Source organism: Teichococcus coralli (genome assembly GCF_009829925.1).
GTDB classification, from domain to species: Bacteria; Pseudomonadota; Alphaproteobacteria; order Acetobacterales; family Acetobacteraceae; genus Pseudoroseomonas; species Pseudoroseomonas coralli.
Genome location: NZ_SNVJ01000004.1, coordinates 185,801 through 209,447 on the forward strand (window position 1 = coordinate 185,801; position 23,647 = coordinate 209,447).

The 23,647-nt window shown below is 72.1% G+C and carries 22 protein-coding genes; 13 read left to right on the plus strand and 9 right to left on the minus strand.

The window, feature by feature from the left end; genetic code table 11:
- Positions 1-30 precede the first annotated feature (30 nt).
- From E0493_RS06505 to E0493_RS06520, 4 genes are all read left to right on the plus strand, one after another.
- Complete coding sequence (locus tag E0493_RS06505; protein ID WP_160936118.1) at positions 31-684, plus strand: glutathione S-transferase family protein; 654 nt, start codon at positions 31-33, stop codon at positions 682-684.
- The gene (locus tag E0493_RS06510) at positions 681-1,532 is read left to right on the plus strand and encodes a VOC family protein (protein ID WP_160936119.1); all 852 of its coding nucleotides are present in this window, start codon (positions 681-683) and stop codon (positions 1,530-1,532) included. Before E0493_RS06505 ends, E0493_RS06510 begins: the two co-directional genes overlap by 4 nt.
- A complete protein-coding gene (locus tag E0493_RS06515) occupies positions 1,529-2,287 on the plus strand; it encodes an FkbM family methyltransferase (protein WP_160936120.1) in 759 nt (252 codons plus the stop codon). The genes E0493_RS06510 and E0493_RS06515 overlap by 4 nt, the downstream gene beginning before the upstream one ends.
- Positions 2,288-2,444: 157 nt before the next feature.
- Positions 2,445-3,500 carry a glycosyltransferase family 4 protein gene (locus E0493_RS06520; protein WP_160936121.1) on the plus strand — a complete coding sequence of 352 codons (1,056 nt, stop codon included), beginning with the start codon at positions 2,445-2,447 and terminating at the stop codon, positions 3,498-3,500.
- On the opposite strand, the gene E0493_RS06525 is transcribed toward E0493_RS06520, so the two are convergent.
- Positions 3,484-4,113 carry a YjbF family lipoprotein gene (locus E0493_RS06525; protein ID WP_160936122.1) on the minus strand — a complete coding sequence of 210 codons (630 nt, stop codon included), beginning with the start codon at positions 4,111-4,113 and terminating at the stop codon, positions 3,484-3,486. The two genes, E0493_RS06520 and E0493_RS06525, sit on opposite strands and share 17 nt — an antisense overlap.
- Positions 4,114-4,249: 136 nt before the next feature.
- Here E0493_RS06525 and E0493_RS06530 point away from each other — a divergent pair, with 136 nt between their 5' ends.
- The 3 genes from E0493_RS06530 to radC all read left to right on the plus strand — a co-directional run bounded on the left by E0493_RS06530 (position 4,250) and on the right by radC (position 6,569).
- Positions 4,250-4,948, plus strand: coding sequence for a CBS domain-containing protein (locus E0493_RS06530; protein ID WP_235913618.1), 699 nt, complete (start codon positions 4,250-4,252; stop codon positions 4,946-4,948).
- A 113-nt stretch (positions 4,949-5,061) separates the two neighbouring features.
- The gene (locus E0493_RS06535) at positions 5,062-5,568 is read left to right on the plus strand and encodes a pyridoxamine 5'-phosphate oxidase family protein (RefSeq protein WP_160936123.1); all 507 of its coding nucleotides are present in this window, start codon (positions 5,062-5,064) and stop codon (positions 5,566-5,568) included.
- Between the two features lie 116 nt (positions 5,569-5,684).
- A complete protein-coding gene (gene radC, locus E0493_RS06540) occupies positions 5,685-6,569 on the plus strand; it encodes a RadC family protein (protein ID WP_235913619.1) in 885 nt (294 codons plus the stop codon).
- A 189-nt stretch (positions 6,570-6,758) separates the two neighbouring features.
- Here the strand turns inward: radC and E0493_RS06545 are convergent, their stop codons facing one another.
- From E0493_RS06545 to E0493_RS06560, 4 genes are all read right to left on the minus strand, one after another.
- Positions 6,759-7,664, minus strand: coding sequence for a 3-hydroxybutyryl-CoA dehydrogenase (locus E0493_RS06545; RefSeq protein WP_160936124.1), 906 nt, complete (start codon positions 7,662-7,664; stop codon positions 6,759-6,761).
- 3 nt (positions 7,665-7,667) lie between these two features.
- Positions 7,668-8,594 (minus strand): electron transfer flavoprotein subunit alpha/FixB family protein, encoded by a 927-nt coding sequence (locus tag E0493_RS06550; protein ID WP_160936125.1) that lies wholly within the window; start codon positions 8,592-8,594, stop codon positions 7,668-7,670.
- A gap of 3 nt (positions 8,595-8,597) precedes the next feature.
- The gene (locus tag E0493_RS06555) at positions 8,598-9,344 is read right to left on the minus strand and encodes an electron transfer flavoprotein subunit beta/FixA family protein (RefSeq protein WP_160936126.1); all 747 of its coding nucleotides are present in this window, start codon (positions 9,342-9,344) and stop codon (positions 8,598-8,600) included.
- Between the two features lie 189 nt (positions 9,345-9,533).
- Positions 9,534-9,728 (minus strand): twin transmembrane helix small protein, encoded by a 195-nt coding sequence (locus E0493_RS06560; RefSeq protein ID WP_160936127.1) that lies wholly within the window; start codon positions 9,726-9,728, stop codon positions 9,534-9,536.
- A 120-nt stretch (positions 9,729-9,848) separates the two neighbouring features.
- Between E0493_RS06560 and E0493_RS06565 the strand changes: the two genes are divergently transcribed.
- Both E0493_RS06565 and E0493_RS06570 read left to right on the plus strand, forming a co-directional pair.
- Entirely contained in the window at positions 9,849-12,143 is a 2,295-nt protein-coding gene (locus E0493_RS06565) for a mechanosensitive ion channel family protein (RefSeq protein WP_160936128.1), read from the plus strand.
- A 206-nt stretch (positions 12,144-12,349) separates the two neighbouring features.
- The gene (locus E0493_RS06570) at positions 12,350-12,628 is read left to right on the plus strand and encodes a hypothetical protein (protein ID WP_160936129.1); all 279 of its coding nucleotides are present in this window, start codon (positions 12,350-12,352) and stop codon (positions 12,626-12,628) included.
- A gap of 60 nt (positions 12,629-12,688) precedes the next feature.
- Here the strand turns inward: E0493_RS06570 and E0493_RS06575 are convergent, their stop codons facing one another.
- Positions 12,689-13,438 carry a TSUP family transporter gene (locus E0493_RS06575; RefSeq protein ID WP_160936130.1) on the minus strand — a complete coding sequence of 250 codons (750 nt, stop codon included), beginning with the start codon at positions 13,436-13,438 and terminating at the stop codon, positions 12,689-12,691.
- 84 nt (positions 13,439-13,522) lie between these two features.
- Here E0493_RS06575 and E0493_RS06580 point away from each other — a divergent pair, with 84 nt between their 5' ends.
- Positions 13,523-14,404 (plus strand): LysR family transcriptional regulator, encoded by an 882-nt coding sequence (locus E0493_RS06580; protein WP_160936131.1) that lies wholly within the window; start codon positions 13,523-13,525, stop codon positions 14,402-14,404.
- A gap of 270 nt (positions 14,405-14,674) precedes the next feature.
- Here the strand turns inward: E0493_RS06580 and E0493_RS06585 are convergent, their stop codons facing one another.
- From E0493_RS06585 to E0493_RS06595, 3 genes are read right to left on the minus strand one after another with little or no spacing between them, the layout of a single operon-like run.
- Positions 14,675-15,562 carry a prephenate/arogenate dehydrogenase family protein gene (locus E0493_RS06585; RefSeq protein WP_160936132.1) on the minus strand — a complete coding sequence of 296 codons (888 nt, stop codon included), beginning with the start codon at positions 15,560-15,562 and terminating at the stop codon, positions 14,675-14,677.
- Positions 15,555-16,628: a histidinol-phosphate transaminase gene (gene hisC, locus E0493_RS06590; protein ID WP_160936133.1), complete on the minus strand. Its 1,074-nt coding sequence runs from the start codon at positions 16,626-16,628 to the stop codon at positions 15,555-15,557. Before hisC ends, E0493_RS06585 begins: the two co-directional genes overlap by 8 nt.
- A gap of 5 nt (positions 16,629-16,633) precedes the next feature.
- Positions 16,634-17,506: a chorismate mutase gene (locus E0493_RS06595; RefSeq protein WP_160936134.1), complete on the minus strand. Its 873-nt coding sequence runs from the start codon at positions 17,504-17,506 to the stop codon at positions 16,634-16,636.
- 39 nt (positions 17,507-17,545) lie between these two features.
- Here E0493_RS06595 and metX point away from each other — a divergent pair, with 39 nt between their 5' ends.
- From metX to fdhF, 3 genes are all read left to right on the plus strand, one after another.
- Positions 17,546-18,760 carry a homoserine O-acetyltransferase MetX gene (gene metX, locus E0493_RS06600; protein ID WP_408888553.1) on the plus strand — a complete coding sequence of 405 codons (1,215 nt, stop codon included), beginning with the start codon at positions 17,546-17,548 and terminating at the stop codon, positions 18,758-18,760.
- Between the two features lie 390 nt (positions 18,761-19,150).
- Entirely contained in the window at positions 19,151-20,872 is a 1,722-nt protein-coding gene (locus E0493_RS06605) for an NAD(P)H-dependent oxidoreductase subunit E (RefSeq protein ID WP_160936135.1), read from the plus strand.
- On the plus strand, positions 20,869-23,634 hold the full coding sequence (gene fdhF, locus E0493_RS06610) for a formate dehydrogenase subunit alpha (RefSeq protein WP_160936136.1): 2,766 nt from the start codon (positions 20,869-20,871) through the stop codon (positions 23,632-23,634). The genes E0493_RS06605 and fdhF overlap by 4 nt, the downstream gene beginning before the upstream one ends.
- Positions 23,635-23,647: the final 13 nt, after the last annotated feature.

Consider the following 23,647-nt stretch of genomic DNA (forward strand, 5'->3'; position numbering starts at 1 on the left):
CCTCCGGCCGAAGCGGAAGGAGAAGCGCCGATGGCCGAGGGTCGCCTTTTCATCGGAACCAAGATGTATTCCTCCTGGTCGCTGCGCGGCTGGCTGGCCGTGCGCCTGGCCGGGCTGGAGGTGGAGGAGGTGGTGATCCCGCTGGCCGGCGGCGCCACCGCGGCGGTCAAGGAAGCCACGCCTTCCGGCACGGTGCCCTACCTGGAGCATCGCGGCGCCCGCATCTGGGAGAGCCTGGCGATCATCGAGTACTGCGCCGAGATCGCGCCCGCCCTCTGGCCGGCGGACCCGGCGGTGCGGGCGCATGCGCGCAGCATCGCGGCGGAGATGCATGCCGGCTTCCGCGGCCTGCGCATGGCCATGCCGATGACCCTCCTGAACCGCTTCCCCGGCCAGGGGCGCACCGCGGAGGCGCTGGCCGACATCGCCCGCATCGAGGCGATCTGGCGCGAGGCGCTGCTGGCCTCGGGCGGTCCTTTCCTGTTCGGCACGGAATTCGGTGCGGCGGACGCGATGTTCGCGCCGGTCGCGTTCCGCTTCCTGACCTGGGAACCGGAGATCTCCGAGCGCAGCCGGGCCTATGTGGAGGCGGTGCGCGCGCATCCGCTGGTGCAGCGCTGGTACGAGGAGGCGGCGGCGGAGCCCGCGGAGTGGCGCCTGCCGAAATACGAGCAGCAGCCGTGAGCGGCGCCACCAGCCTCGACCATGTCGGGCTCGGCACGCAGGATGGGGCGGGGCTCTGGGCGGCCTATGAGCGGCTGGGCTTCCGGCTGACCCCCGTGGCCCGCCAGTCCGGGCGGCGGGCGCCGGGCGCGCCGGTGGAGATGCTGGCCACCGGCAACCGCTGCGCCATGCTGCGCGAGGGCTACCTGGAGCTGCTCGCCATCTTGGAGCCGGAGCGGTTCGACAACGGGCTGGCCGGCTTCCTCGGCCGCTACGCCGGGATGCACATCGTCGCCTTCGGCATCGCGGATGCCGAGGCCGAGCTGGCCCGGCTGCGCCGTGCGGGGCTGGAGATCCCCGGCGTGGCGCATCTGGAGCGGCCGGTGGATGCGCCGGACGGGCCGCGCGCCCGCTTCTCGCGCCTTCCGCTGCCGGACGCGCCGGAGGGGCGGCTGCAACTGATCCAGCACCACACGCCGGAGCTGCTCTGGCAGGAGCGCTGGATGGAGCACCCGAACCGCGCCGTGGCGCTGGAGAGCGTGGTGCTGGCGGCGCCGGAGCCGGCCGCCACCGCCGCCGCGCTGTCGCGCCTGACCGGGCATCCGCTGGAGCCCGACCCGGTGGGCGGCTATGCGCTGCCCCTGCCGCGCGGGCGGGTGCGCATCCTGCCGCCGGAGGCGCTCGGCGAGGTGCTGCCCGGCGTCGTCGCGCCCGCCCTGCCTTTCCTGGCGGGCTTCACGGTGCGGACGGAGGACGGCAATGCCGCCGTGCGCCGGCTGCTTGCCGGCCTGCCGCTGCGCGAGGCGCCGGAAGGCCTGATGGTGCCGCCGGAGCTGGCGGGCGGCGCCGCGCTGGTGTTCCGCCCATGACCAGCCTCGCCCCGAACGCGCGTGCCATCGGCCGCTCGCTGCGCACCTACTACGCGCCCGGGCGGGCGGAGAAGCTGGATGCCTTCCTGGGCCGCTTCGTGGCGCCAGGGGAGCTGGCCTTCGACATCGGTGCCCATGTCGGCGACCGCACCGCCAGCCTGCGCCGGCTTGGCGCACGGGTGGTGGCGGTGGAGCCGCAACCGCGGCTGGGCCGCGTCCTGCAGCGGCTGTTCGGGCGGGATGCGCAGGTGACCCTTCTCGGCAGCCTGATCGGCAGCCAGCAGGGCCAGGGCCGGCTGCACCTGAACAGCGCCAACCCCACTGTCGCCACCGCTTCGAAGGCCTTCATGGCGGCGGCGGAAAAGGCGCCGGGATGGGAAGGGCAGGTCTGGGATGGCGCCATCGCCGCGGCCGTCACCACGCTGGACGCGCTGATCGAGGAGCATGGCCAGCCGGCCTTCATCAAGCTCGACATCGAGGGTTTCGAGGCGGCCGCGCTGGCCGGCCTGGGGAAGCCGGTGCGCAGCCTGTCCTTCGAGTTCACCACCCTCCAGCGGCAGGTCGCGCTCGACTGCATCGACGCGCTGGAGGCCCTGGGCGACTACAGCTTCAACGCCTGCCTGGGCGAGGAGATGCGCTTCGCGCTGGAGAGCCCCGTGCATGCCGGCACCATGGCGCGCTGGCTGGAGGCGCTGCCCGCTTCCGCGAATTCCGGCGACATCTATGCCAGCCTGGAGGAGGCGCGGGTGACATAGCGCCTCCAAGGGGGGCTGCCCCCCTCTGGACACCCCCGGCAGGAGCCCTTCCCGGGCTTCTGCGCTTCCCGCAGGGAAGGCCCGGGAAACCCGGTTTCCTGGTGGGGGAGCTTGAGGGGGCGAAGCTCCCTCGATCCCTTTGCCTGGGCTTTGTTCGATGACCTTCCACGCCTTTCTGCAGCACCTGACCTTCGCGGCCGGGCTGGCGGTGCTTTCCGCCGTGCTGGTGCGGCTGATGATCGCCTTTCCCATCCTCGACCACCCCGACCACCGCAAGGCGCACAGCCGTCCCACCCCCAAGGGCGGCGGTGTCGGCATTGTTTGCGCCTTCATCCTGGGCATGCTGGTGCTCTACCAGGTGGCCGATTTCGCGCGCATGGCGGATCGGCGCTTCATCGGCGTCATTCTGGCGGCGGTGGCGATCGCGGTGGTGGCGCTGCTGGACGATGTCCGCGACTTCCGCTTCGTGGTGAAGCTGAGCGCGCAGGCCCTCGCCGCCCTGGTGGCGGTGGGAAGCGGCCTGGTGGTGGATCGCCTGGCGCTGCCCTGGTACGGCATTCTCGAACTGGGCCCGCTCGGGGCGGTGCTGACGGTGTTCTGGATCGTCGCCTGCACCAACGCGGTGAACTTCATGGATGGGCTGGACGGGTTGATCGGCGGCACGGTGCTGATCGCCTGCGTCGGCCTCGGCGCCGTGGCGGAGCTGCAGGGCGGCTGGTTCATCTACGCCGCCTGCCTGATCCTGGGCGCCGGCATCCTTGGCTTTCTGCCCTTCAACCTGAGCCCGGCCCGCATCTTCATGGGGGATGTCGGCAGCCAGTTCCTGGGCTTCATGCTGGCCGTGCTCGGGGTGGCGGCGGCACGGCTCGACGTGGCGCAGCTTTCGTTTCTGCTGGTTCCGCTGCTGCTGTTCGCGCTGCTCTTCGACACCGGCTTCACCCTGCTGCGCCGCGCCGTGATGGGGGAGGCGCTGAGCGCGCCGCACCGCACCCACCTCTACCAGATGGCGCAACGGAGCGGCGTGCCGGCCCTCGCGGTGGCGGCGGCGCATTGGGGCTTCGCCGCCTTTCATGGGGCGCTGGCCCTGCTGTTCCTGCGCCTCGCGCCGGATGTGAAGCCGCTGATCATCCTGCCGCCGCTGGCGGTGCAGGTGCTGTGGCTGGCCTATGTCGCGGCGCGGGTGCGGCGCGCCGGGCTCAGCTGGGGGGGCTGACCACCTCCAGCCGCATCATCCCGGCCGCGCCGACCCACTGCTCGGAGCGGTAGATGCCGCCCGTCTGCGGGTCGGCCCAGTAGCGGTTGGTGAAGCTTGCGTCGCCACGGCGGCGGCAGCGCTCCAGCACCAGGATCGCCGGCCCCTCGGCGCGGGCCGTCAGGCGGCAGGTCAGGGCCAGGCCGAAGCGCATGCTGTCGGGGGAGCGGTCGTTCCGCATGAGGTCCACCTGCCGCCGCAGGGTGGTGGACTGGCCAACCAGCGCCAGCGGCTCGTCCAGCGGATCGGGACCGTCGAGGCGGGTGCTGGCGATCCATTCCCGCAGCCCGGCCGTGGCGACGATGCGGGCGCCGTCGGTGGCCACCGCCAGCCCGCCGGCGCTGCGCCAGAGGCGGTTCTCGCCGTTCTGCTGGATCAGCAGCGCCAATGCCCGGCTGCCGCCCCAGGTGAGCCGGATGGACGGCGTGTCCTCCGGCGGCCGCAGTCCCGCCTGCGGCGGGTCGGGTTCCGCTTCAGGCGGACCCTCCTCCCAGAGGGTGGAGATATCCGGCAGGGCGGGGAGGCCGATGCAGCCGGGCAGCAGCAGAAGGAGGCCGAGCAGGGCAGCGCGCATGGCCGCAGCCTAGAGCATCACGGCGCCGTGATCATCCGCTTTGTGCGCCAGGAAAGCCCGGTGGCTGATTGATCCGGATCAAGGCGGCCCTTTCGGGCACGGCGCATCCTTGCCGCACACAAGAGGAGCCGGAGCCATGGCCATCCTGACCGCCAAGGACATCATGACGCCCGGCGTCGTCACCGTGCCGCCGGAGACGCCGTTCCTGGCCATTGCCCATCTGCTGGCGGAGCGCGGCATCTCGGCCGCGCCGGTGGTGGGGCCGAACGGGGCGCTGCTCGGCATCGTCACCGAGGCGGACCTGATCCGCCGCCTGGCAGGCGCCGACAAGCCACCGATGGGCCTGTTGCGCCAGCTTTTCGCCAACATGAACCGGCTGGCCGACCGCTATGCCTGCAGCCACGGCACCACGGCCGCCGAGGTGATGACCACCGACGTCATCACCATCGCGCCCGAAACCGGGGTCGGCGCCATCGCCGAGACGATGGAGGCGCACAACATCCGCCGGGTGCTGGTGGTGGAGCAGGGCAAGCTGCGGGGCGTGGTCAGCCGCGCCGACCTGCTGCGCGTGCTGGTGGCACCACAGGCCGAGGCCGGCGACTATCCCGACGAGCGGGTGCGCCGCGCCGTGCTGGCGGCGATGAGGCGCGAGCCCTGGGCCGATACCTTCTACACCCTCGTGGACGTGCGGGATGGCATCGTGGAACTGCACGGCTTCAGCCGCAGCCCCTCCGTGCAGCGCGCCCTGAAGGTGCTCGCCGAGCAGGTGCCCGGCGTGAAGGGCGTGGTGGACAAGACCCAGCCCATGCCGCCCTACCTGTTCGCCGGCAACTGACGGCAGGGCCGGGAGAGGGGAGCCTGCCCTCCCCCGCCTCCTTCCCCCGCCTGGCGCGGGCAACCCCGGCGGGGGCGGCGGGTTCATCCCGGCAGACAGCCAGGGAGCGACCCATGCCGACCGATCGCAACGAAGACGAGATGCGGATGAAGGTGCGGGAGATGATCGCCGACATCGCCACCGCGACCTTTGTCACCCTTGACGAGCAGGGCCGCCTGCGCGGCCGTCCGATGCGCACCCAAAAGCCGGACCCTGATGGCCATACCCTTTGGTTCTTCACCCGCAAGGACAGCCCCAAGGTCGCCGAGCTGGCGCATGACTCGCGCGTGCTGCTTGGCTATGCCGACACCAAGAGCCAGGACTACGTCTCGCTCTTCGGCCGCGGCCGGGTGGTGACCGAGGCGGCCAAGAAGAAGGAACTCTGGACCGAAGGTCTGCGCAGCTGGCTGCCGCAGGGGCCGGAAAGCGACGAGGTGGCGCTGATCGCGGTGACGGTGGAAGGCGCGGAATACTGGGACGGCATTTCGTCCAACCTGCGCTACGCCTATGGCTACGCGCAGGCGCTGGTCAGCGGAAAATCGGACAGCAGCGAGAACGCCAAGGTTCGCTTCAGCGGCTGAGGCAAGCCCGCATCAATTCCGCTTGAAGAACCAGGAAATTGATGAAAGGCTAATGGCCGCCACCAGAAGGGTGGTGCTCAAGGCGGGCGAGTACCATGGCGGCGTGGCTATCCAGGATGTTCGACTCGCGGGGCAAAACCGAGGCCGACCCGCCGCCCCCCAAGACCATGTCGCCAGGCTTGCCAGCGCGTCCCGCGGCTCCTCCGGGCTTCGCGGAGGGGCCGCTCCGGGCCGACTTCGAAACGCTTTCCGGCGCCACGCCGGTGACGCCGGCCGCCGATCCGGCCTGCCTCCCCGAGCCGCCCGAGGCCGCCCAGGCTCCTTTTGCCAGCACCGGCCCCTCGGGCCACCGGGGCCGGATGCGGGAAAAGCTGCTGGAGCGTGGCCCGGATGCGCTGGCCGACTACGAACTGCTGGAGATGCTGCTCTTCTTCGCCTTCAAGCAAGGCGACACCAAGCCGCTGGCGAAGGCCCTCATCAACCGCTTCGGCAGCTTCGCCGGCGTGCTGGCCGCACCGCAGAAGGTGCTGCTGGAGACGCGCGGGCTGGGCCCGCACAGCGTCGCCGCCATCAAGCTGGTGCAGGCCGCGGCGCTGCGGCTGGCCAAGGCGGAGGTGATGGAAGCGCCGGTGCTGAACAACTGGGAACGGCTGATCACCTACCTGAACGCCGCCATCTCGCGCGAGAAGATCGAGCAGTTCCGCATCCTCTTCCTCGACAGCAAGAATCGCCTGATCGCCGACGAGCCGCAGGCCAGGGGCACGGTGAACCACACGCCGGTCTACCCGCGCGAGGTGATCAAGCGGGCGCTGGAGCTGCACGCGACGGCGCTGATCCTGGTGCACAACCATCCGAGCGGCGACCCTACGCCCAGCCGCGCGGATGTGGAGATGACGCAGGAGATTAAGCAGGCCGCCACCTTTTTCGCGGTGGTGGTGCACGACCATCTGATCGTCGGCAATGGCCGGTATTTCAGCTTCCGGCGCGAAGGCCTGCTGTAAGGCGGCGGGCGGGCGCGCTCGGGGAGCTGAGCGGCGGCCGCATGCGGCTGGCCGCCGCTGCGAGCGGACAGGGCTTCGGCAGCAGGCGCGTGCCGCGCCCTCCCTTCCCGATTTTTCTTTCGGTGGTCCGGGCTCCGGGGGAACCCCTTCCCACGGAGCCTGGGAGGCGTTGCCCCGGGGCTTGCCTTGTCAGCGCGTCGCCTTCGGCGGATCCTGGGAATAGTCGTAGAACCCCCGTCCCGCCTTGCGGCCGAGCCAGCCGGCCTCGACATACTTCACCAGCAGCGGGGAGGGGCGGTACTTGCTGTCGCCCATGCCCTCATGCAGCACGCGCATGATGGCGAGGCAGGTGTCGAGCCCGATGAAGTCGGCCAGTTCCAGCGGCCCCATCGGGTGGTTGGCGCCGAGCTTCAGGGCGGTGTCGATCGAGCGGACGTCGCCCACGCCCTCCTGCAGCGCCTGCACCGCCTCGTTGATCATCGGGATCAGGATGCGGTTGACGATGAAGGCCGGGTAGTCCTGCGAGACCGCCGTGACCTTGCCGAGCCGGCCGGCCAGCGCCAGCACGGCATCGAAGGTGGGCTCGTCGGTGGCGATGCCGCGGATCACCTCGACCAGCTTCATGACCGGCACCGGGTTCATGAAGTGCATGCCGATGACGCGCTCCGGCCGGTCGGTGGCGGCGGCGAGGCGGGTGATCGGAATGGAGGAGGTGTTGGAGGCGAGGATGGCCGCCGGCTTCAGCAGCGGGCAGGCCGCCTTGAAGATGGCGAGCTTGAGCGCCTCGCGCTCGGTCGCCGCCTCGATCACGATGTCGCTCTCGCCGAGCAGGGCCATCTCGGTGCCGGTGCGGATGCGGCCGAGAGCGGCCTCCTTCGCCTCGGCGGTGAGGGCGCCCTTGGCCTGCTGGCGGTCCATGTTCCTGCGGATGGTCGCCAGCGCCTTGTCCAGCGCCTCGGCCTTCACGTCCACCAGCACGACGGGCAGCCCGGCCAGCGCCGCCACATGGGCGATGCCGTTGCCCATCTGCCCGGCGCCGATCACGCCGACGGACGTAATCTCGGGAATGCCCAGGGAATGGCCCGTCGCCGCCATGGCTCAGCCGAGCTCCTTTTCCAGCTCGGGGATCAGGGTGAAGAGGTCGCCCACCAGGCCGTAGTCGGCCACCTGGAAGATCGGCGCCTCCTCGTCCTTGTTGATGGCGACAATCACCTTGCTGTCCTTCATGCCGGCCAGGTGCTGGATGGCGCCCGAGATGCCGACGGCGATGTAGAGCTCCGGCGCGACGATCTTGCCGGTCTGGCCGACCTGGTGGTCGTTCGGCGCGTAGCCCGCGTCCACCGCCGCGCGGGAGGCGCCGACGGCGGCGCCGAGCTTGTCGGCCACCTTGTCCAGGATGGCGAAGTTCTCCGCCGAGCCGAGCGCGCGGCCGCCGGAGATGACCACGCGGGCGGCGGTCAGCTCCGGCCGCTCGCTCTGCGCGATCTGCGCGCCGACGAAGGAGGAGAGGCCCGGGTCATCGGCGCCCGGCGCCGGCTCGACGGCGGCGCTGCCGCCCTCGGCGGGGACGGGGTCGAAGGAGGCGGCGCGGACGGTCAGCACCTTCTTCGCATCCGCGGTCTTCACCGTGGCCAGCGCGTTGCCGGCATAGATGAAGCGGCGGAAGGTGTCGGGGCTCTCGACGCCGGAGATGTCGGAGAGGATCTGCACGTCGAGCAGCGCGGCGACGCGGGGCATGATGTTCTTGCCCATGGCGCTGCCGGGGGCCAGCAGGTGCGTGTAGTTCGGCGCCAGCGCCACCAGCAGGGCGGCGGCCGGCTCGGCCAGGCCATGTTCGTAGGCCGGGCCGTCCGCCTGGATTACCTTGGTGACGCCGGGCAGCCTGGCGGCGGCCTGCGCGGCCGCGGCGTCGCCCAGCACCAGGACGTGCACGTCGGGATCGATCTGCGCGGCGGCCGCCAAGGCGGACCGGGTCGGGTTGCTGACGGTGGTGCCGCTGCGGTCGGCGAGAACGAGAACGGCCATGGCTCAGATCACCTTCGCTTCGTTGCGCAGCTTGTCCACCAGCTCGGCAGCCGAGGCCACCTTGACGCCGGCCTGCCGCTTCGGCGGGTCCTCGACCTTGAGCGTGGTCAGGCGCGGGGTGACGTCCACGCCCAGATCGGCGGGCTTCAGCGCCTCGATCGGCTTCTTGCGCGCCTTCATGATGTTGGGCAGCGAGGCGTAGCGCGGCTCGTTGAGGCGCAGGTCGGTGGTGACGATGGCCGGCAGCTTCAGGCTGACCGTTTCCAGGCCGCCATCCACCTCGCGCGTCACCTTCGCCTCGCCCTCGGCCATCTCGACCTTGCTGGCGAAGGTGCCCTGGCTCCAGCCGAGCAGCGCCGCCAGCATCTGGCCGGTGGCGTTCATGTCGTCGTCGATCGCCTGCTTGCCCATGATGACGAGGCCGGGCTGCTCGCGCTCGACCAGCGCCTTCAGCAGCTTGGCGACGCCGAGCGGCTCGGTGCCCTCGGCCTCGACCAGGATGCCGCGGTCGGCGCCCATGGCCAGCGCGGTGCGGATCTGCTCCTGCGCCTGCGCCGGGCCGATGGAGACGGCGACGATCTCGGTCGCCACGCCCTTCTCCTTCAGCCGCACCGCTTCCTCGACGGCAATCTCGTCGAAGGGGTTCATCGACATCTTCACGTTCGCCGTCTCGACGCCCGTGCCGTCCGCCTTGACGCGGACCTTCACGTTGTAATCGACCACCCGCTTGATGGGTACGAGGAGCTTCATCGCCGGGCCGTGTCCTGCTGTTCCTACCTGGGTTTCCGAAGGCCATGCCGGGGCCGCGCCGCCCGGGGAGGGGCAGCGCAAGCGGCAGGCCGCCGCCCCTCGCGGGGCGGTCTTGGCGCTGTTGCGGCGCGAAGCCTATGCGCCAGCCTCACCCGAGGCAAGGTGAGGGCCGCAACGAAGCCGTGGGGTTCAGCGCCCCAAGCTGAGCATCAGCGCCAGGAACAGCAGGATGGACAGGGCCTGCAGCCCGATGCGCCAGCGCATCAGCCGGTTGGAGCGGGCACCGTCCGCCCCGCCGCGCACCGCGCCGAGCACGCCGGCCATCATGACGCCGAAGGTGGCGAGCATGGCGACGCCGAGCAGGACGGAGAGGAAGGTTTGCATCGTCCGCAGATAGCGCCGTTTCGCTTCCGTGCAAGCACCGGCGGCGGGCGGGGTGCGGCGCGCCGCCGCTTCCATCACAAGGCTTGACCTCCTCTGCCGTATCGGCTTCGCCCTTCCGCCATGCGCCTTCTGCCCGTTCTGCTGCTGCTCTGCGGCATTGCGCTGCCGGCCCTGGCCCAGGCCCCGGCCGCCCCTGCCAGCCCCGCGCCCGCCGTTTCCGCCGCTGGCCTGCAGCCGGGGGAGGCGCAGCGCCTGCTCAGCCTGCTGCGGGACGAGAGGCGCCGCGCCGAGCTGGCCCGCACCCTGGAGGCGCTGGCGGCGGCCGAGGCGCGGATCGCTCCGGCCCCGGCGGCGCCCGGAGCGGGGGCTCCGGCGGCCGCGCCCGCCGAGGCGGACGCCCCGGCAAGGCCGGAGGCGCCGCTGCTCGCTCCCAACACCCTGGGGGGACAGATCCTGATCGGCGCCTCGCAGCGCCTCGCCTGGCTGTCCGACCAGGCCGTCGCCGCCGCGCAGGCGATCACCGACCTGCCGGGCCTGCTCTCCTGGTTCTCCTCTCTGGCGCACGACCCGGTGACGCAGGCGCGGGTGATCGACGCCTCCTGGAAGCTGGCGCTGCTGTTCGGCCTCGGCGTCTGGGCCGAATGGGTGGTGCAGCGCGCCCTGGCCCGGCAGCGGGTGCGGCTGGACCGCCTGGCGCCCCGCGCCGCGCAGGGCTGGCGCTGGCTGTGGCGGGTGCCGCTGGTGCTGGGCCGGCTGCTGCTCGACCTGCTGCCGGTCGCCGCCTTCGGGCTGGTTTCCTACGGGCTGATCGGGGCGGTGCGGCCGCTGCCGACCACCGAGCTGGTGCTGCTGACGGCGAACAACGCCTACCTGGCCTGCCGCCTGATGATGGCGCTGAGCCGGATGCTGCTCTCGCCGGCCTCGCGCGCGCTGCGGCTGCTGCCCTGCTCCGACCTGACGGCCGCCTATGTCACGCTCTGGCTGGAGCGGATCACCGTGGTGCTGGTCGGCGGCTATGCGATGGCCGAGGCGGGGCTGCTGCTGGGCCTGCCCTGGGGGGCCTACGACGCCATCCTGCGGCTGGTGCTGCTGGTGGTCTCCTTCTTCTGCGGCATCATCGTGCTGCAGAACCGGGTGCCGGTGGCGCGGTTCCTGCGGGCACCCCCGCTGAAGCCCGGCGACACGCCGCACCGCGCGCGCGCCGCGCTGCGCCGCCTCCGCGACTGGCTGGCCGAGGTCTGGCACGTGCTGGCCATCCTCTACCTGCTGGCGCTCTGGGCGGTCTGGGCGCTGCAGATCGAGGAGGGCTTCACCCGCCTGCTGCGGGCCAGCCTGCTGACCCTGCTGGTGCTGGCCGCCGCCAAGGGCCTGGATGTGGGGCTGCGCCGGGTGCTGGCCGGGAGCTTCCGCGTGGCGCCGGACCTGGCGCAGCGCTATCCCGGCCTGGAGGCGCGGGCCAACCACTACCTGCCGCTGCTCAAGGGCGGCGTCTCGGCCACGCTGACGGTGCTGACCCTGCTGGTGCTGCTGGAGGTCTGGGGCATCAGCTCCTTCGCCTGGTTCGCGCCCGGCGAGCTGGGCAGCCGGGTGGTCGGCTCCGGCATTTCCTTCGCGCTGACCGTGCTGGCCGCCGTGGTGGTCTGGGAGGTGGCCAATGCCGCGCTGCGGCGGCACCTGGAGCGCCTTTCGCGCGATGCCGAGGCGGCGCGCAGCGCCCGCGTGCGCACCCTGCTGCCGATGCTGCGCACCAGCCTGCTGGTGGTGATCCTGCTGTTTGTCGGCTTCAACCTGCTGACGCAGATCGGCGTGAACGTGGCGCCGCTGCTGGCCGGCGCCGGCGTGGTCGGCCTGGCCCTCGGCTTCGGCTCGCAGAAGCTGGTGCAGGACGTCATCACGGGCATCTTCCTGCTGTTCGAGGACGCCATGGCGGTGGGCGACGTGGTCACTCTGGGCGACAAGGCGGGGGTGGTGGAGCAGCTTTCCATCCGTTCCATCAAGCTGCGCGACCTGGACGGCAGCGTGCACATCATTCCCTTCAGCACCGTCACCAGCGTCACCAACATGACGCGGGACTTCTCCTTCGCGCTGCTCGACGTGCAGGTGAGCTACCGGGAGAGCACCGACCGCGTCGTCGAGCTGCTGCAGGGGCTCTGCCAGGAGATGCGCAGCGAGGCGAAGTGGAGCCAGGCCATCCGGGACGAGCTGGAGGTGCTGGGGGTGGACAGCCTGCAGACCAACGGCCCGGTGGTGCGGGTGCGGATCAAGACCGAGCCGATCAAGCGCTGGGAGGTGAAGCGGGAGATGAACCGGCGCATCCGGCAGCGCTTCGACGAACTGGGCATCGAGATTCCGGCGCACCGGCAGCAGGTGGTCTTCACGCCGGCCGCGCCGCCGCCCGTCGGCACCGCCTCCTGAGCCGCCGGAGAGGCTTGTCTCTGGCGATGCTTGTCTCTGGCGACGCTTGTCTGGGGCCGGTGGAGCGCCTATCCTCCGTTCATGGACCGCATTCGGACCTTCCGGATCATGATTAGCGGCCCGGCCGCCTGAGCGCCCTGCGGGGGGCAGCGGCCGGGATGACCCCGCGCTGCCTCTGCCAACCGCTCGATCCGGAACCTTTTCCGATGTCCGATTGCTCCGCTGCTCTGACGGCCGCCCGCTTCACCGTTGTCGCCGAGGCTTCGCCCGGCCTGCTTTCCCGTGTGCTGGAGCCTTTCGCCAAGCGCGACCTGACGCCCGACCGCGTCCGCTCGCAGCGCGAGGGCACGCTGCTGCGGACCGAGATCGCGCTCGACGCCATGCCGGTCGAGATGCTGCACCTGGTGGCCGGGAACCTCGGCCAGATCATCGGCGTGCTGCGCGTGGAGGCGATGGAAGGCCGCCACATCCGCCTGGCGGCCTGAGGGCGCCAGATCGGCGGAAAAAGGATGGAGGTCCGGGGGAATTCTTCCTCCGGGCTTTTTTCACCCCCTGGCGGCCAGCGCCAGATGCGCGCCCAGCAGCAGCAGGGACAGAAAGAACACCCTCCGGAACAGCAGGGGTGGCAGGCGCAGCCGCTGGCCAAGCGCCATGCCGAGCAGGGTTGGTGCAAGGGCGAGGGCCGAGGTGCCGAGCTGCGCCGCGCCCAGTGCCGCATGGCCGGACAGCGTCAGGGCCAGGGCGAGGGTCGAGGCGCTGAAGGAAAGGCCCATGCCTTGCAGCAGCGCCTGGCGCTCCAGCCCCAACGCCTGCAGGTAGGGCACCGCCGGCAGCACGAAGACGCCCGTGGCGGCGGTCAGGAGGCCGGTGGCGGCACCGCATGCCCCGCCGGCCCAGCCGGCGGCGCGGGGCGGCAGGGTGAGGCGCCGCTCGCTCAGGCCAAGCAGGCCGTAGAGCAGCAGGGCCAGGCCCAGGGCCTGCCGGGCCGCCTGAACGCCGCCCGCGCCGAGTCCCAGCCCCGCCAGCGCCGCCGCCGCCGCGCCCGCCAGGATGCCTAGCAGCAGCGGCGCCAGCCGGCGCAGCAACAGGGGCAGCGCACCGCCCCAGGCAGCCTGCCACAGGTTCGTCAGCAGCGAAGGCAGGACCAGCAGCGTCGCCGCCTCGGCGGGCGGCAGGAACAGGCCGAGCAGCCCGATGGCGATGCTGGGAAGGCCCAGGCCGATCACCCCCTTCACCAGCCCCGCCAGAAGGAACACGCCGGCCACGGCCAGCAGCATGAGGGGATCGCTCGTCATGGCGCGCAGCTTGCCGGGGCCGGCGGGGTGGGCACAATGCGCCGTTCGGCGAGGCCGGCTTCGCCAGGGACGAAGGCACAGGCCATGCATCTGGGATTGACCGACCTGCGGCTGTTCCTGGCCGTCGCGGAAGCGGGCAGCATCACCGCCGGCGCGGCACGGATGAACCTGGCGCTGGCGGCGGCCAGCACGCGCATCCGTGCGCTGGAGGCGAGGGCAGGCGTGACGCTGCTGGAGCGTGGGCGGCGAGGCGTGCGGCCCACGCCGGCGGGGCTGGCGCTGCTGCACCACGCGCGCGCCGTGCAGGCGCAGGTGGCGCGGCTGGAGGCGGAGCTGAGGGACCATGCCGGCGGGGTTCGTGGACTGGTGCGCCTGCCGGCCAATGGCGCCGCCTGCGCCGAGTTTCTTCCGGAGGCGCTCCCTGCCTTTCTGGCCGCGAACCCGCTGATCGACGTGCTGCCGGAGGAGAGGCCGAGCCATGCCGTGCTGGACGCCGTGGCGACCGGCGCGGCCGAGCTTGGGATCGCCGCGGCCTGGGCGCTGGAAGGGCGTTCCGACCTGCTCGGCAACCCGTTCCGCACCGATCGCCTGGTGCTGGTGGCGCCGCGCGGGCATCCGCTCGCCAGCGGGCCGGCGCTGCGGCTCGGGGAGGCGCTCGCGGCGGAGTTCGTGGGGCTTGGCGCGGGGAGCGCATTGCAGGTCCACCTGGTGGCGCAGGCGGCGCGCTCCGGAGGGCTGTTGCGGCTGAGAACGCATGCGCCAAGTTTCGACGCCGCCTGCCGCATGGTGGCGGCGGGGGCGGGAGTGGCCATCCTGCCGGAAGTTGCCGCCCGCCGGCACCGGCGCAGCCTCGCCATCCGCCGGCTGGCAGAGCCCTGGGCGGTGCGCCGGCTGCTGCTCTGCACAAGGGCGGGAGGCACGCTGACGCCACAGGCGCGCTCCCTTTTCGGCCATCTCATGAACTGAAGGGCGGGAGGGACGCCGCCCTCCCCGTGCCCCTTTCGCCGGGGGAGGGTGTCCCCCCGGCCCCGCCCTCACGGAAGCGCGCTCCACGCGGGCGAACCCGCCAGGGCGCCGCGGCGTCCTGCTGCCGGTGCCGGCGCGCAACTGCCGCAACCGCAGGAATGGTGGAGCATGGCGGGGTCCGGGGTGGCGTTGCCATCCTGGCGAGGGCGTCCCGCGGGGGCTTCACTCCCTGGGGGCTTCACTCCCTGGGGGCTTCACTCCCTGGGGGCTTCAGGCCTGCTTCCGCTCGATCAGCCCGTGGCGGATCTTGCGGCCCCGGCGGATGCGGTCCTCGATGAACTCCGCCTCCCCCCAGCGCACCGCGCGCCCGAGCGCGTGCGCGTCCTCCGAGAAGCGCGCCAGCATCTCCAGCAGCGCCTCGCGGTTGTTGAGGAAGACGTCGCGCCACATGTCCACGTCGCTGGCGGCGATGCGGGTGAAGTCGCGGAACCCGGAGGCGGCGAATTTCAGCACCTGTTCGCGGGTTTCCTGCGCCAGGTCGTCGGCGGTCGAGCAGATGGTGAAGGCGATCAGGTGCGGCAGGTGGGAGACGATGGCCACCACCTTGTCATGGGTGGCTGCGTCCATCGTCTCGATCATCGCCCCGGCGCGGCGCCACAGCTCGGCGATCTTTTCCACCGCCGCCGGGTCGGCGCCCTCCGGCGGGGTGAGGATGGTGTAGCGGCCCTGGAACAGGCTGGCGAAGCCGGCGTCGGGCCCGGAATGCTCGGTGCCCGCCATCGGGTGGCCGGGCACGAGGTGCACGCCCTCGGGCAGCAGCGGCAGGAGGTCGCGCAGCACCGAGCCCTTGGTGGAGCCGACGTCGCTCAGCACGGTGCCGGGGGCCAGATGCGGCGCGATGTGCTGCATGACGCGGCCGAAGGTGCCGACCGGGGTGCAGAGGATGACGCCGTCGCAGCCCTCGACGGCGCGGGTGGCCTCCACCTCCACCACGTCGGCGAGGTCGAGCTGCTTCACGCGCGCCGCCACGCCCACGCCGGTGTCGCAGGCGACGAGGGTGCGGGCGATGTCGCCGCGTTCCCGCGCCACGCGGGCGATGGAGGAGCCGATCAGCCCCAGCCCGACCAGGCAGAGGCGGTTGAAGACCGGCTCAGCCATGAAGCAGCGCGTCGAGCACCATCTGGCACTCCTCGGCGGTGCCGATGGTGATGCGCAGGCAGGCCGGCAGGCCGTAGCCGCCCATGGCGCGCACGATCAGGCCGCGCGACTTCAGCTTGGCGTCGGCGGCCTGGGCGCCCTCGGGGGTGGCGAAATCCACCAGCAGGAAGTTGGTGTGGCTCGGCCAGACCTTGATCCCGGCCCGCTCCAGCGCCGCCGCCATGCGGGTGCGCCACTCGCCGTTATGGGCGACGCACTTCTCCACCCAGCCCGGCTCGGAGAGGGCGGCGGTGGCGGCGGCCTGCGAGGCGGCGGCGACGTTGAAGGGGCCGCGCACGCGGTTCAGCGTCTCGATGATCCCGGGCGCGCCATAGCCCCAGCCGATGCGCATGCCGCCCAGGCCAAAGATCTTGCTGAAGGTGCGCAGCATGATGGTGCTGGGGGCGGCGTCCACCAGCTTCGCGCCGGCGTCGTAGTCCGGCTCGGTGACGTATTCGGCATAGGCGCTGTCCAGCACCAGCAGGATGTCGTCGCGCAGGCCGGCGCGCAGGCGCGCCACCTCGGAGGTGGGCAGCAGGGCGCCGGTCGGATTGTTGGGGTTGGCCAGGAAGACGATGCGGGTGCGCGGGCCGGCGGCGGCGAGCATGCCGTCGATGTCGGCCAGCATGTTCCGCTCCGGCACCTTGATGACGCGGCTGCCGGCGTAGCGGCCGGCGATGTCGTACATCAGGAAGCCGTAGGCGGACATGATGATCTCCGTCCCCTCGCCGCCATAGGCGAGGCAGAGATGGGAGATCAGCTCGTCCGAGCCGTTGCCGCAGACGATGCGGGCCGGGTCCAGGCCCCAGCGCCGGCCGAGGGCGTCGCGCAGGGCGGTGGCGCCGCCATCGGGGTAGCGGTGGGCCTCGCGCGCCGCCTCGGTGATCGCGGCGATCGCCGCCGGCGGCGGGCCGAAGGCGCCCTCGTTGGAGGAGAGCTTGATGATCCGGTTCACCCCCGGGATCTTCGACTCGCCGCCGACATAGGGCTCGATCGAGAGGATGGAGGGGCGCGGCTGCACGGTCATCGGCGTTATTCTTCCGGCTCGGGCTCGGCATAGGCGCCGAGGATCTGCATGCGGGGGAAGGGCAGGGCGGCGAGGCGCGGGTCCTGCTCGGTGAGGAAGCCGTCCAGCTCGGCCAGGGCCATCGGGGTGGGCGTCTCCTGGCGCAGCAGCCAGCGCGGCGTCAGCCCCGCGGCGGTGAGGGCGGCCTGGATGCGCGCGCGGGAATGCTCCGGCCCCGGCTCCAGGCGCAGCAGGCTGCGGTCGCGCCCGGTCGGCTCCGGCGCCAGCGGCGCCACGGCATAGGCCGGCGCGCCGCCATTCCCGTTCGGCGCTCCGTTCGGCGCCAGGAAGGGCAGGGCCAGCACCACGCGCAGGCGCGAAGGCTCCATCTGCGCCCACCAGGCGGCCTCGGGGCGATCGCCCTCCTGCGGGGCGGGCAGCACGGCCACGGCGGCCTCGCCATCGGCGACGCTGGCCAGGGTGCGGGAGGGGGTGGCATGCAGCTTCAGCGGCGTGGGCAGGCCGAAATGCGCCCGCGCCAGCCGGACCAGCGGCGAGTCGGCTGCCGCCTCGCCCGGCACCGCCACGCTGAAGGCGCCCTGCTGCGCCAGGGACGAGGCGATGATCTCGCGCCACAGCCGCACCACCGTGCCGCGCGCCAGGGCGCCCTGGTTGCGCTCCAGCAGGCGGCGCAGGATCTGCGCCTCCCGTCCCGGGCGGAAGCTGGGCGCGCCGGCCTTCACCCGGCTGGCCGCCATCTGCGCCACGATGTCGGCCCGGCGCATCAGCAGGTCGTGCAGGGCGTCGTCGATCCGGTCGATCTCGACGCGCAGGGAGGCCAGGTCGGGTTGGGTCTGGTCGGGCATGGCGGCAGGCCAGCAATAGAGCGGGTCAGCCATTACGCCAAGCCACCCGCCAATCGGTGGACCTGCGGGCCCATGGCTCCTATTGATCGGGACGCGATGAACGAGGCCACGCCCCCCCAGACCGTGCCCACCGCCCCCAAGCTCCCCCCGGACCTCCCGGCGGAGATCGGGCACCAGCATGTCCGCTTCCCCGAGGGGCTGGCGCTGGACTGCGGCGCCGTGGTGGCGCCGCTCGACGTGGCCTACCGCACTTATGGCCGGCTGAACGCCACCCGCAGCAACGCCGTGCTGGTCTGCCACGCCCTGACCGGGGACCAGTACCTGGCCGAGCGGCACCCGATCACCGGCAAGCCGGGCTGGTGGGAGGCGATCGTCGGCCCGGGCAAGCCGATCGACACCGACCGCTTCTTCGTCATCTGCGCCAACGTGCTCGGCGGCTGCATGGGCTCCACCGGCCCGCGCTCGCCGATGACCGACAGCACCGGCGAGACCCGCCCCTGGGGCACCGACTTCCCCAGCATCACCATCCGCGACATGGTGCGGGCGCAGTGCAAGCTGGTGGAGCATTTCGGCATCGCCCGGCTGCTCGCCGTGGTGGGCGGCTCGATGGGCGGCATGCAGGTGCTGGAATGGGCCGCCACCTATCCGGACATGGTCCATGCGGCGGCGCCGATCGCCACCGCCAGCTACCACAGCGCGCAGAACATCGCCTTCGACGAGGTCGGCCGCGCCGCCATCCACGCCGACCCGGACTGGCGCGGCGGGCGCTACTGGGAGGAGCCGGGGCTGGTGCCGGCCAAGGGACTCTCGGTGGCGCGCATGATCGCGCACATCACCTATCTCTCGGAGGAGGCGCTGGCGCGCAAGTTCGGTCGCCGGCTGCGCGGCGCCTCGGCGCTGACCTTCCTGGAGGACGTCTTCGAGGTGGAAAGCTACCTCCGCCATCAGGGCAGCACCTTTGTCCGCCGCTTCGACGCCAACGCCTACCTGACCATCACCCGCGCCATGGACTACTTCGACCTGGCCGAGGAGCATGGCGGCGACCTGGCGGCCGCCTTCCGCGGCACCCGCACGCGCTTCTTCGTCGCCAGCTTCAGCTCGGACTGGCTGTTCCCCACCAGCGAGAGCCGCGCCCTGGTGCGGGCGCTGAACGCCGCCGCCGCCAACGTCTCCTTTGTCGAGATCGCCTCCGACAAGGGGCATGACGCCTTCCTGCTGCACGAGCCCGAGTTCCACGCGGCGCTCGGCGGGTTCCTGCGTGGCGCGGCGGAGCGCATCGGCGTCTGAGGGCCATGGGGCCGCCGCGAAAAATGGCTGGGGGAGTGAACTTCCCCAGGCCCCCATCATTTTCCGTCGGTTTCCGGCGGCAGCCTGGCAGGGAGCGCCTCTCGCACGCGAAAGGTTGCGGGCGCCGGGGCTGAAGCTGCCCCGGCGCCCGCGCGTTCGGCCAGGACGGGCAGAAGAAGGAAGAAGTCGGGGTGTGGGGGAGAATTCTTTCTCCCCCACTTCTGCTCTTTGCCAGCCTCGCGGCTGGACCCGGATTCCCTCTGGGCCTCGCCGTTGAATGCGGCGGCATCGGGGACCCCTTCCGGCTCCGGCGGGCGGATTGGGTGCTGCCGCCGGCCCCGACAGACGCTAGGCTGGCCCCCAGAACAACAAGCGGGAGGAAAGGGCGCCATGCGAGCCAGGGCTGCCGGAGATCAGTCGTCCGCAGGGCCGGCGAGTGCCGCAGGCCATCCGGGCGCCGGCCGCCGCCGCGCCGCCGACACGCCCAAGGGCCGGCAGCCCGATCCGCAGGCGCTCGCCGAGGTGGAGGCGCTGCTCGGCGACCGCCCCCGCCGCCGCGACCTGCTGATCGAGCACCTTCATCTCATCCAGGACAACTACGGGCAGATCCCGGCCGCGCACCTGGCGGCACTGGCCGAGCTGATGCGCCTCTCCCAGGCCGAGGTCTATGAGGTCGCCACCTTCTACGCGCATTTCGACGTGGTGAAGGAGGGCGCGCCACCCCTGCCGCCGCTCACGGTGCGCGTCTGCGACAGCCTGACCTGCGCCATGCATGGGGCGGAAGGGCTGATGGCCGGGCTGGGGGCGCAGGCGGGGCCGGCGGCGCGGGTGGTGCGCGCGCCCTGCCTCGGCCTCTGCGACCAGGCGCCGGTGGTGGAGGTCGGGCATCATTTCCTGCACCGGGCGACAGCGCCCGATGTGCTGGAAGCGATCCGCGCCGGCGACGCCCATCCGCACATGGCGGACTACGTCGATCACGACCGCTACCGCGCCGCCGGCGGCTATGCCCTGCTGGAGCGGGTGCGCGCCGGCGCGCCGGATGCGGAGGCGGTGATCGCGGCCCTGGAGCATGGCGGGTTGCGCGGGTTGGGCGGGGCGGGCTTCCCGACCGGCCGCAAGTGGCGCGCGGTGCGCGGCGAGCCCGGCCCGCGCCTGATGGCGGTGAACGGCGACGAGGGCGAGCCCGGCACCTTCAAGGACCGGCACTACCTCAACACCGACCCGCACCGCTTCCTGGAGGGCACGCTGATCGGCGCGCATGTGGTCGAGGCCACGGACGTCTACCTCTACATCCGCGACGAATACCCGCTGGCGCGCGAGATCCTGCGGCGCGAGATCGCCAAGCTGCCGGCGGGCGGGCCGCGCCTGCATCTGCGGCGCGGCGCCGGGGCCTATATCTGCGGCGAGGAATCCGCGCTGCTGGAAAGCCTGGAGGGCAGGCGCGGCCTGCCGCGCCACAAGCCGCCCTATCCGTTCCAGCGCGGGCTGTTCGGCCGCCCGACGCTGATCAACAACGTCGAGACGCTGTACTGGGTGCGCGACATCCTGGAGCGCGGGCCGGACTGGTGGGCGGGGCAGGGGCGGCATGGCGGCAAGGGTCTGCGCTCCTTCTCCGTCTCCGGCCGGGTGCGGCAGCCGGGGGTGAAGCTCGCCCCCGCCGGCATCACGCTGCGCGAGCTGGTCGAGGAGTTCTGCGGCGGCATGGCGGAGGGGCACCGCCTCGCCGCCTATCTGCCCGGCGGCGCCTCGGGCGGCATCCTGCCCGCCGCGCTGGCCGACCTGCCGCTGGATTTCGGCACGCTGGAGGAGCATGGCTGCTTCATCGGCTCGGCCGCGGTGATCGTGCTCTCCGACCGCGACGACCTGCGCGCCGCCGCGCTGAACCTGATGCGCTTCTTCGAGGATGAGAGCTGCGGCCAGTGCACGCCCTGCCGCGCCGGCACGCAGAAGGCACGCATGCTGATGGAGCGCGCCGACTGGGACGGGGAGTTGCTCGCCGAGCTTTCGGCGGTGATGCGCGACGCCTCGATCTGCGGCCTCGGCCAGGCGGCGAGCAACCCGCTCGCCAGCCTGATGCGGCACTTCCCCGAACTGCTGGAGGGCGCGCGATGAGCGAGGGGGTCGCCTTCGAGCTGGATGGCGTCGCCGTCGAGGCGCTGCCGGGCGAAAGCATCTGGGAGGCGGCGCGGCGGCTCGGCACCGAAATCCCGCATCTCTGCCACGCGCCGGAGCCGGGCTACCGGCCGGACGGCAACTGCCGCGCCTGCATGGTGGAGATCGAGGGCGAGCGCGTGCTGGCCGCCTCCTGCATGCGGCAGCCCAGCCCGGGGATGAAGGTGCGCAGCGCCAGCGCGCGCGCCGCCGCCGCCCGCCGCATGGTGATGGAGCTGCTGGTGGCCGACCAGCCGCCGCGCACCGTGGCGCACGACCCGGATTCGCGCTTCTGGGCCTTGGCGGAGCGTATGGAGGTGCGGGAGAGCCGCTTCCCGGCCGCCGGGCGTTGGGAGACGGATGCCAGCCACCCGGCGATGCGCGTCAACCTCGACGCCTGCATCCAGTGCAATCTCTGCGTCCGCGCCTGCCGCGAGGTGCAGGTGAACGACGTCATCGGCATGGCCTATCGCAATGCGGCGGCGAAGGTGGTGTTCGACTTCGACGACCCGATGGGCGCCTCCACCTGCGTGGCCTGCGGCGAATGCGTGCAGGCCTGCCCGACCGGCGCGCTGATGCCCGCCGCCTATCTCGACGACGAACAGAAGCGCGCCGTCTGGCCGGACCGCAGCGTGGATTCGCTCTGCCCCTATTGCGGCGTCGGCTGCCAGGTCACCTACCGGGTGAAGGAGGATCGCATCGTCCATGCGGATGGGCGGGACGGGCCGGCCAACCACCAGCGGCTCTGCGTGAAGGGGCGCTTCGGCTTTGACTACACGCGCCACCCGCACCGGCTGACGCAGCCGCTGATCCGCCTGCCCGGCCTGCCGAAGCGGGCGGACGACGTGGTTGATCCCGCCAATCCCTGGACGCATTTCCGCGCCGCGAGCTGGGAGGAGGCGCTGGACGTGGCCGCCGGCGGGCTGCGCCGGCTGCGCGACGAGCACGGGCCGAAGGCGCTGGCCGGCTTCGGCTCCGCCAAGGGTTCGAACGAGGAGGCCTACCTGTTCCAGAAGCTGGTGCGCACCGGCTTCGGCAGCAACAACGTCGATCACTGTACGCGGCTCTGCCACGCCTCCTCCGTGGCGGCGCTGATGGAGGGGCTGAACTCGGCGGCGGTGACGGCGCCCTTCGCGGCGGCGCTCGATGCCGAGGTGATCCTGGTGATCGGCGCCAACCCGGCGGTGAACCACCCCGTCGCCGCGACCTTCATCAAGAACGCGGTGAAGCAGCGCGGCGCGAAGCTGGTGGTGATGGACCCGCGCGGGCAGAGCCTGTCGCGGCTGGCCACCCACAGCCTGGCCTTCAGGCCGGGCAGCGACGTCGCGCTGCTGAACGCGCTGCTGCACACCATCATCGAGGAAGGGCTGACGGACGAGCAGTATATCCGCGGCTACACCGAGGACTTCGAGGAACTGCGCGCGCGCATCCGCGATTTCCCGCCGGAGCGGATGGAAGCGGTCTGCGGCATTCCCGCCGCCACGCTGCGGGAGGTGGCGCGGCTTTACGCGCGCTCGCGGGCCTCGATCATCTTCTGGGGCATGGGCATCAGCCAGCACGTGCACGGCACCGACAATGCGCGCTGCCTGATCGCGCTGGCGCTGGTCACCGGGCAGATCGGCCGGCCCGGCACCGGGCTGCACCCGCTGCGCGGCCAGAACAACGTGCAGGGCGCCTCGGATGCCGGGCTGATCCCGATGGTGCTGCCGGACTACCAGCCGGTGGCGAAGCCGGAGATCCGCACCGCTTTCGAGCGCTACTGGGGCACGGTGCTGGACCCCGAGCCCGGGCTGACCGTCGTGGAGATCATGCACGCCATCCAGGCCGGCACGATCCGCGGCATGTACATCGAGGGCGAGAACCCGGCCATGTCGGACCCGGACCTGCACCACGCGCGCAGCGCCCTGGCGAAGCTGGAGCACCTGGTGGTGCAGGACCTCTTCCTGACCGAGACCGCCTTCCACGCCGACGTGGTGCTGCCCGCCTCCGCCTTCGCCGAGAAGGCCGGCACCTTCACCAACACCGACCGCCGTGTGCAGATGGCGCGCCCGGTGGTGCCGCTGCCCGGCGAGGCCCGGCAGGACTGGTGGATCATCCAGGAGGTTGCGCGGCGGATCGGGCTGGACTGGGACCATGCCGGCCCGCGCGAGGTGTTTGCCGAGATGGCGGCGGTGATGCCTTCCTTCGCCAACATCACCTGGGCGCGGCTGGAGCGGGAAGGGGCGGTGACCTACCCCGTGGACGCGCCTGACCGGCCAGGCAACGAGATCCTCTTCGCGCGCGGCTTCCCCACCGCCAGCGGGCGGGCGCGGCTGGTGCCGGCGCAGGTGGAGCCGCCGGACGAGGTGCCGGATGCCGAATACCCGATGGTGCTCTCCACCGGCCGCGTTCTGGAGCACTGGCACACCGGCTCGATGACCCGCCGCTCCGACGTGCTGGACCTGCTGGAGCCGGAGGCGGTGGCGCTGCTCGCCCCGGCCGAGCTGCGCCGCCTCGGGCTGCCGCCCGGCGCGCGCGTGCGGCTGGAGACGCGGCGCGGCGCGGTGGAGCTGAAGGCGCGGGCCGACCGCGACGTGCCGCCGGGCATGGTGTTCCTGCCCTTCTGCTATGCCGAGGCGGCCGCCAACCTGCTGACCAACCCCGCGCTTGATCCCTTCGGCAAGATTCCGGAGTTCAAGTTCTGCGCGGTGCGGGTTTCGGCCCCCATGATGGCAGGTTCCTGACCGGTCGCGGGGT

Coding starts and splice junctions, on each gene's coding strand:
- fdhF (WP_160936136.1), top strand. CDS start 20,869: ATGAGCGAGGGGGTCGCCTTCGAGCTGGATGGCGTCGCCGTCGAGGCG.
- E0493_RS06515 (WP_160936120.1), top strand. CDS start 1,529: ATGACCAGCCTCGCCCCGAACGCGCGTGCCATCGGCCGCTCGCTGCGC.
- E0493_RS06520 (WP_160936121.1), top strand. CDS start 2,445: ATGACCTTCCACGCCTTTCTGCAGCACCTGACCTTCGCGGCCGGGCTG.
- E0493_RS06565 (WP_160936128.1), top strand. CDS start 9,849: ATGCGCCTTCTGCCCGTTCTGCTGCTGCTCTGCGGCATTGCGCTGCCG.
- E0493_RS06560 (WP_160936127.1), bottom strand. CDS start 9,728: ATGCAAACCTTCCTCTCCGTCCTGCTCGGCGTCGCCATGCTCGCCACC.
- E0493_RS06605 (WP_160936135.1), top strand. CDS start 19,151: ATGCGAGCCAGGGCTGCCGGAGATCAGTCGTCCGCAGGGCCGGCGAGT.
- E0493_RS06550 (WP_160936125.1), bottom strand. CDS start 8,594: ATGGCCGTTCTCGTTCTCGCCGACCGCAGCGGCACCACCGTCAGCAAC.
- E0493_RS06555 (WP_160936126.1), bottom strand. CDS start 9,344: ATGAAGCTCCTCGTACCCATCAAGCGGGTGGTCGATTACAACGTGAAG.
- E0493_RS06580 (WP_160936131.1), top strand. CDS start 13,523: ATGCATCTGGGATTGACCGACCTGCGGCTGTTCCTGGCCGTCGCGGAA.
- E0493_RS06595 (WP_160936134.1), bottom strand. CDS start 17,506: ATGGCTGACCCGCTCTATTGCTGGCCTGCCGCCATGCCCGACCAGACC.
- E0493_RS06545 (WP_160936124.1), bottom strand. CDS start 7,664: ATGGCGGCGACGGGCCATTCCCTGGGCATTCCCGAGATTACGTCCGTC.
- E0493_RS06575 (WP_160936130.1), bottom strand. CDS start 13,438: ATGACGAGCGATCCCCTCATGCTGCTGGCCGTGGCCGGCGTGTTCCTT.
- E0493_RS06535 (WP_160936123.1), top strand. CDS start 5,062: ATGCCGACCGATCGCAACGAAGACGAGATGCGGATGAAGGTGCGGGAG.
- hisC (WP_160936133.1), bottom strand. CDS start 16,628: ATGACCGTGCAGCCGCGCCCCTCCATCCTCTCGATCGAGCCCTATGTC.
- E0493_RS06585 (WP_160936132.1), bottom strand. CDS start 15,562: ATGGCTGAGCCGGTCTTCAACCGCCTCTGCCTGGTCGGGCTGGGGCTG.
- E0493_RS06505 (WP_160936118.1), top strand. CDS start 31: ATGGCCGAGGGTCGCCTTTTCATCGGAACCAAGATGTATTCCTCCTGG.
- radC (WP_235913619.1), top strand. CDS start 5,685: ATGTTCGACTCGCGGGGCAAAACCGAGGCCGACCCGCCGCCCCCCAAG.
- E0493_RS06570 (WP_160936129.1), top strand. CDS start 12,350: ATGTCCGATTGCTCCGCTGCTCTGACGGCCGCCCGCTTCACCGTTGTC.
- E0493_RS06530 (WP_235913618.1), top strand. CDS start 4,250: ATGGCCATCCTGACCGCCAAGGACATCATGACGCCCGGCGTCGTCACC.
- E0493_RS06525 (WP_160936122.1), bottom strand. CDS start 4,113: ATGCGCGCTGCCCTGCTCGGCCTCCTTCTGCTGCTGCCCGGCTGCATC.
- metX (WP_408888553.1), top strand. CDS start 17,546: ATGGCTCCTATTGATCGGGACGCGATGAACGAGGCCACGCCCCCCCAG.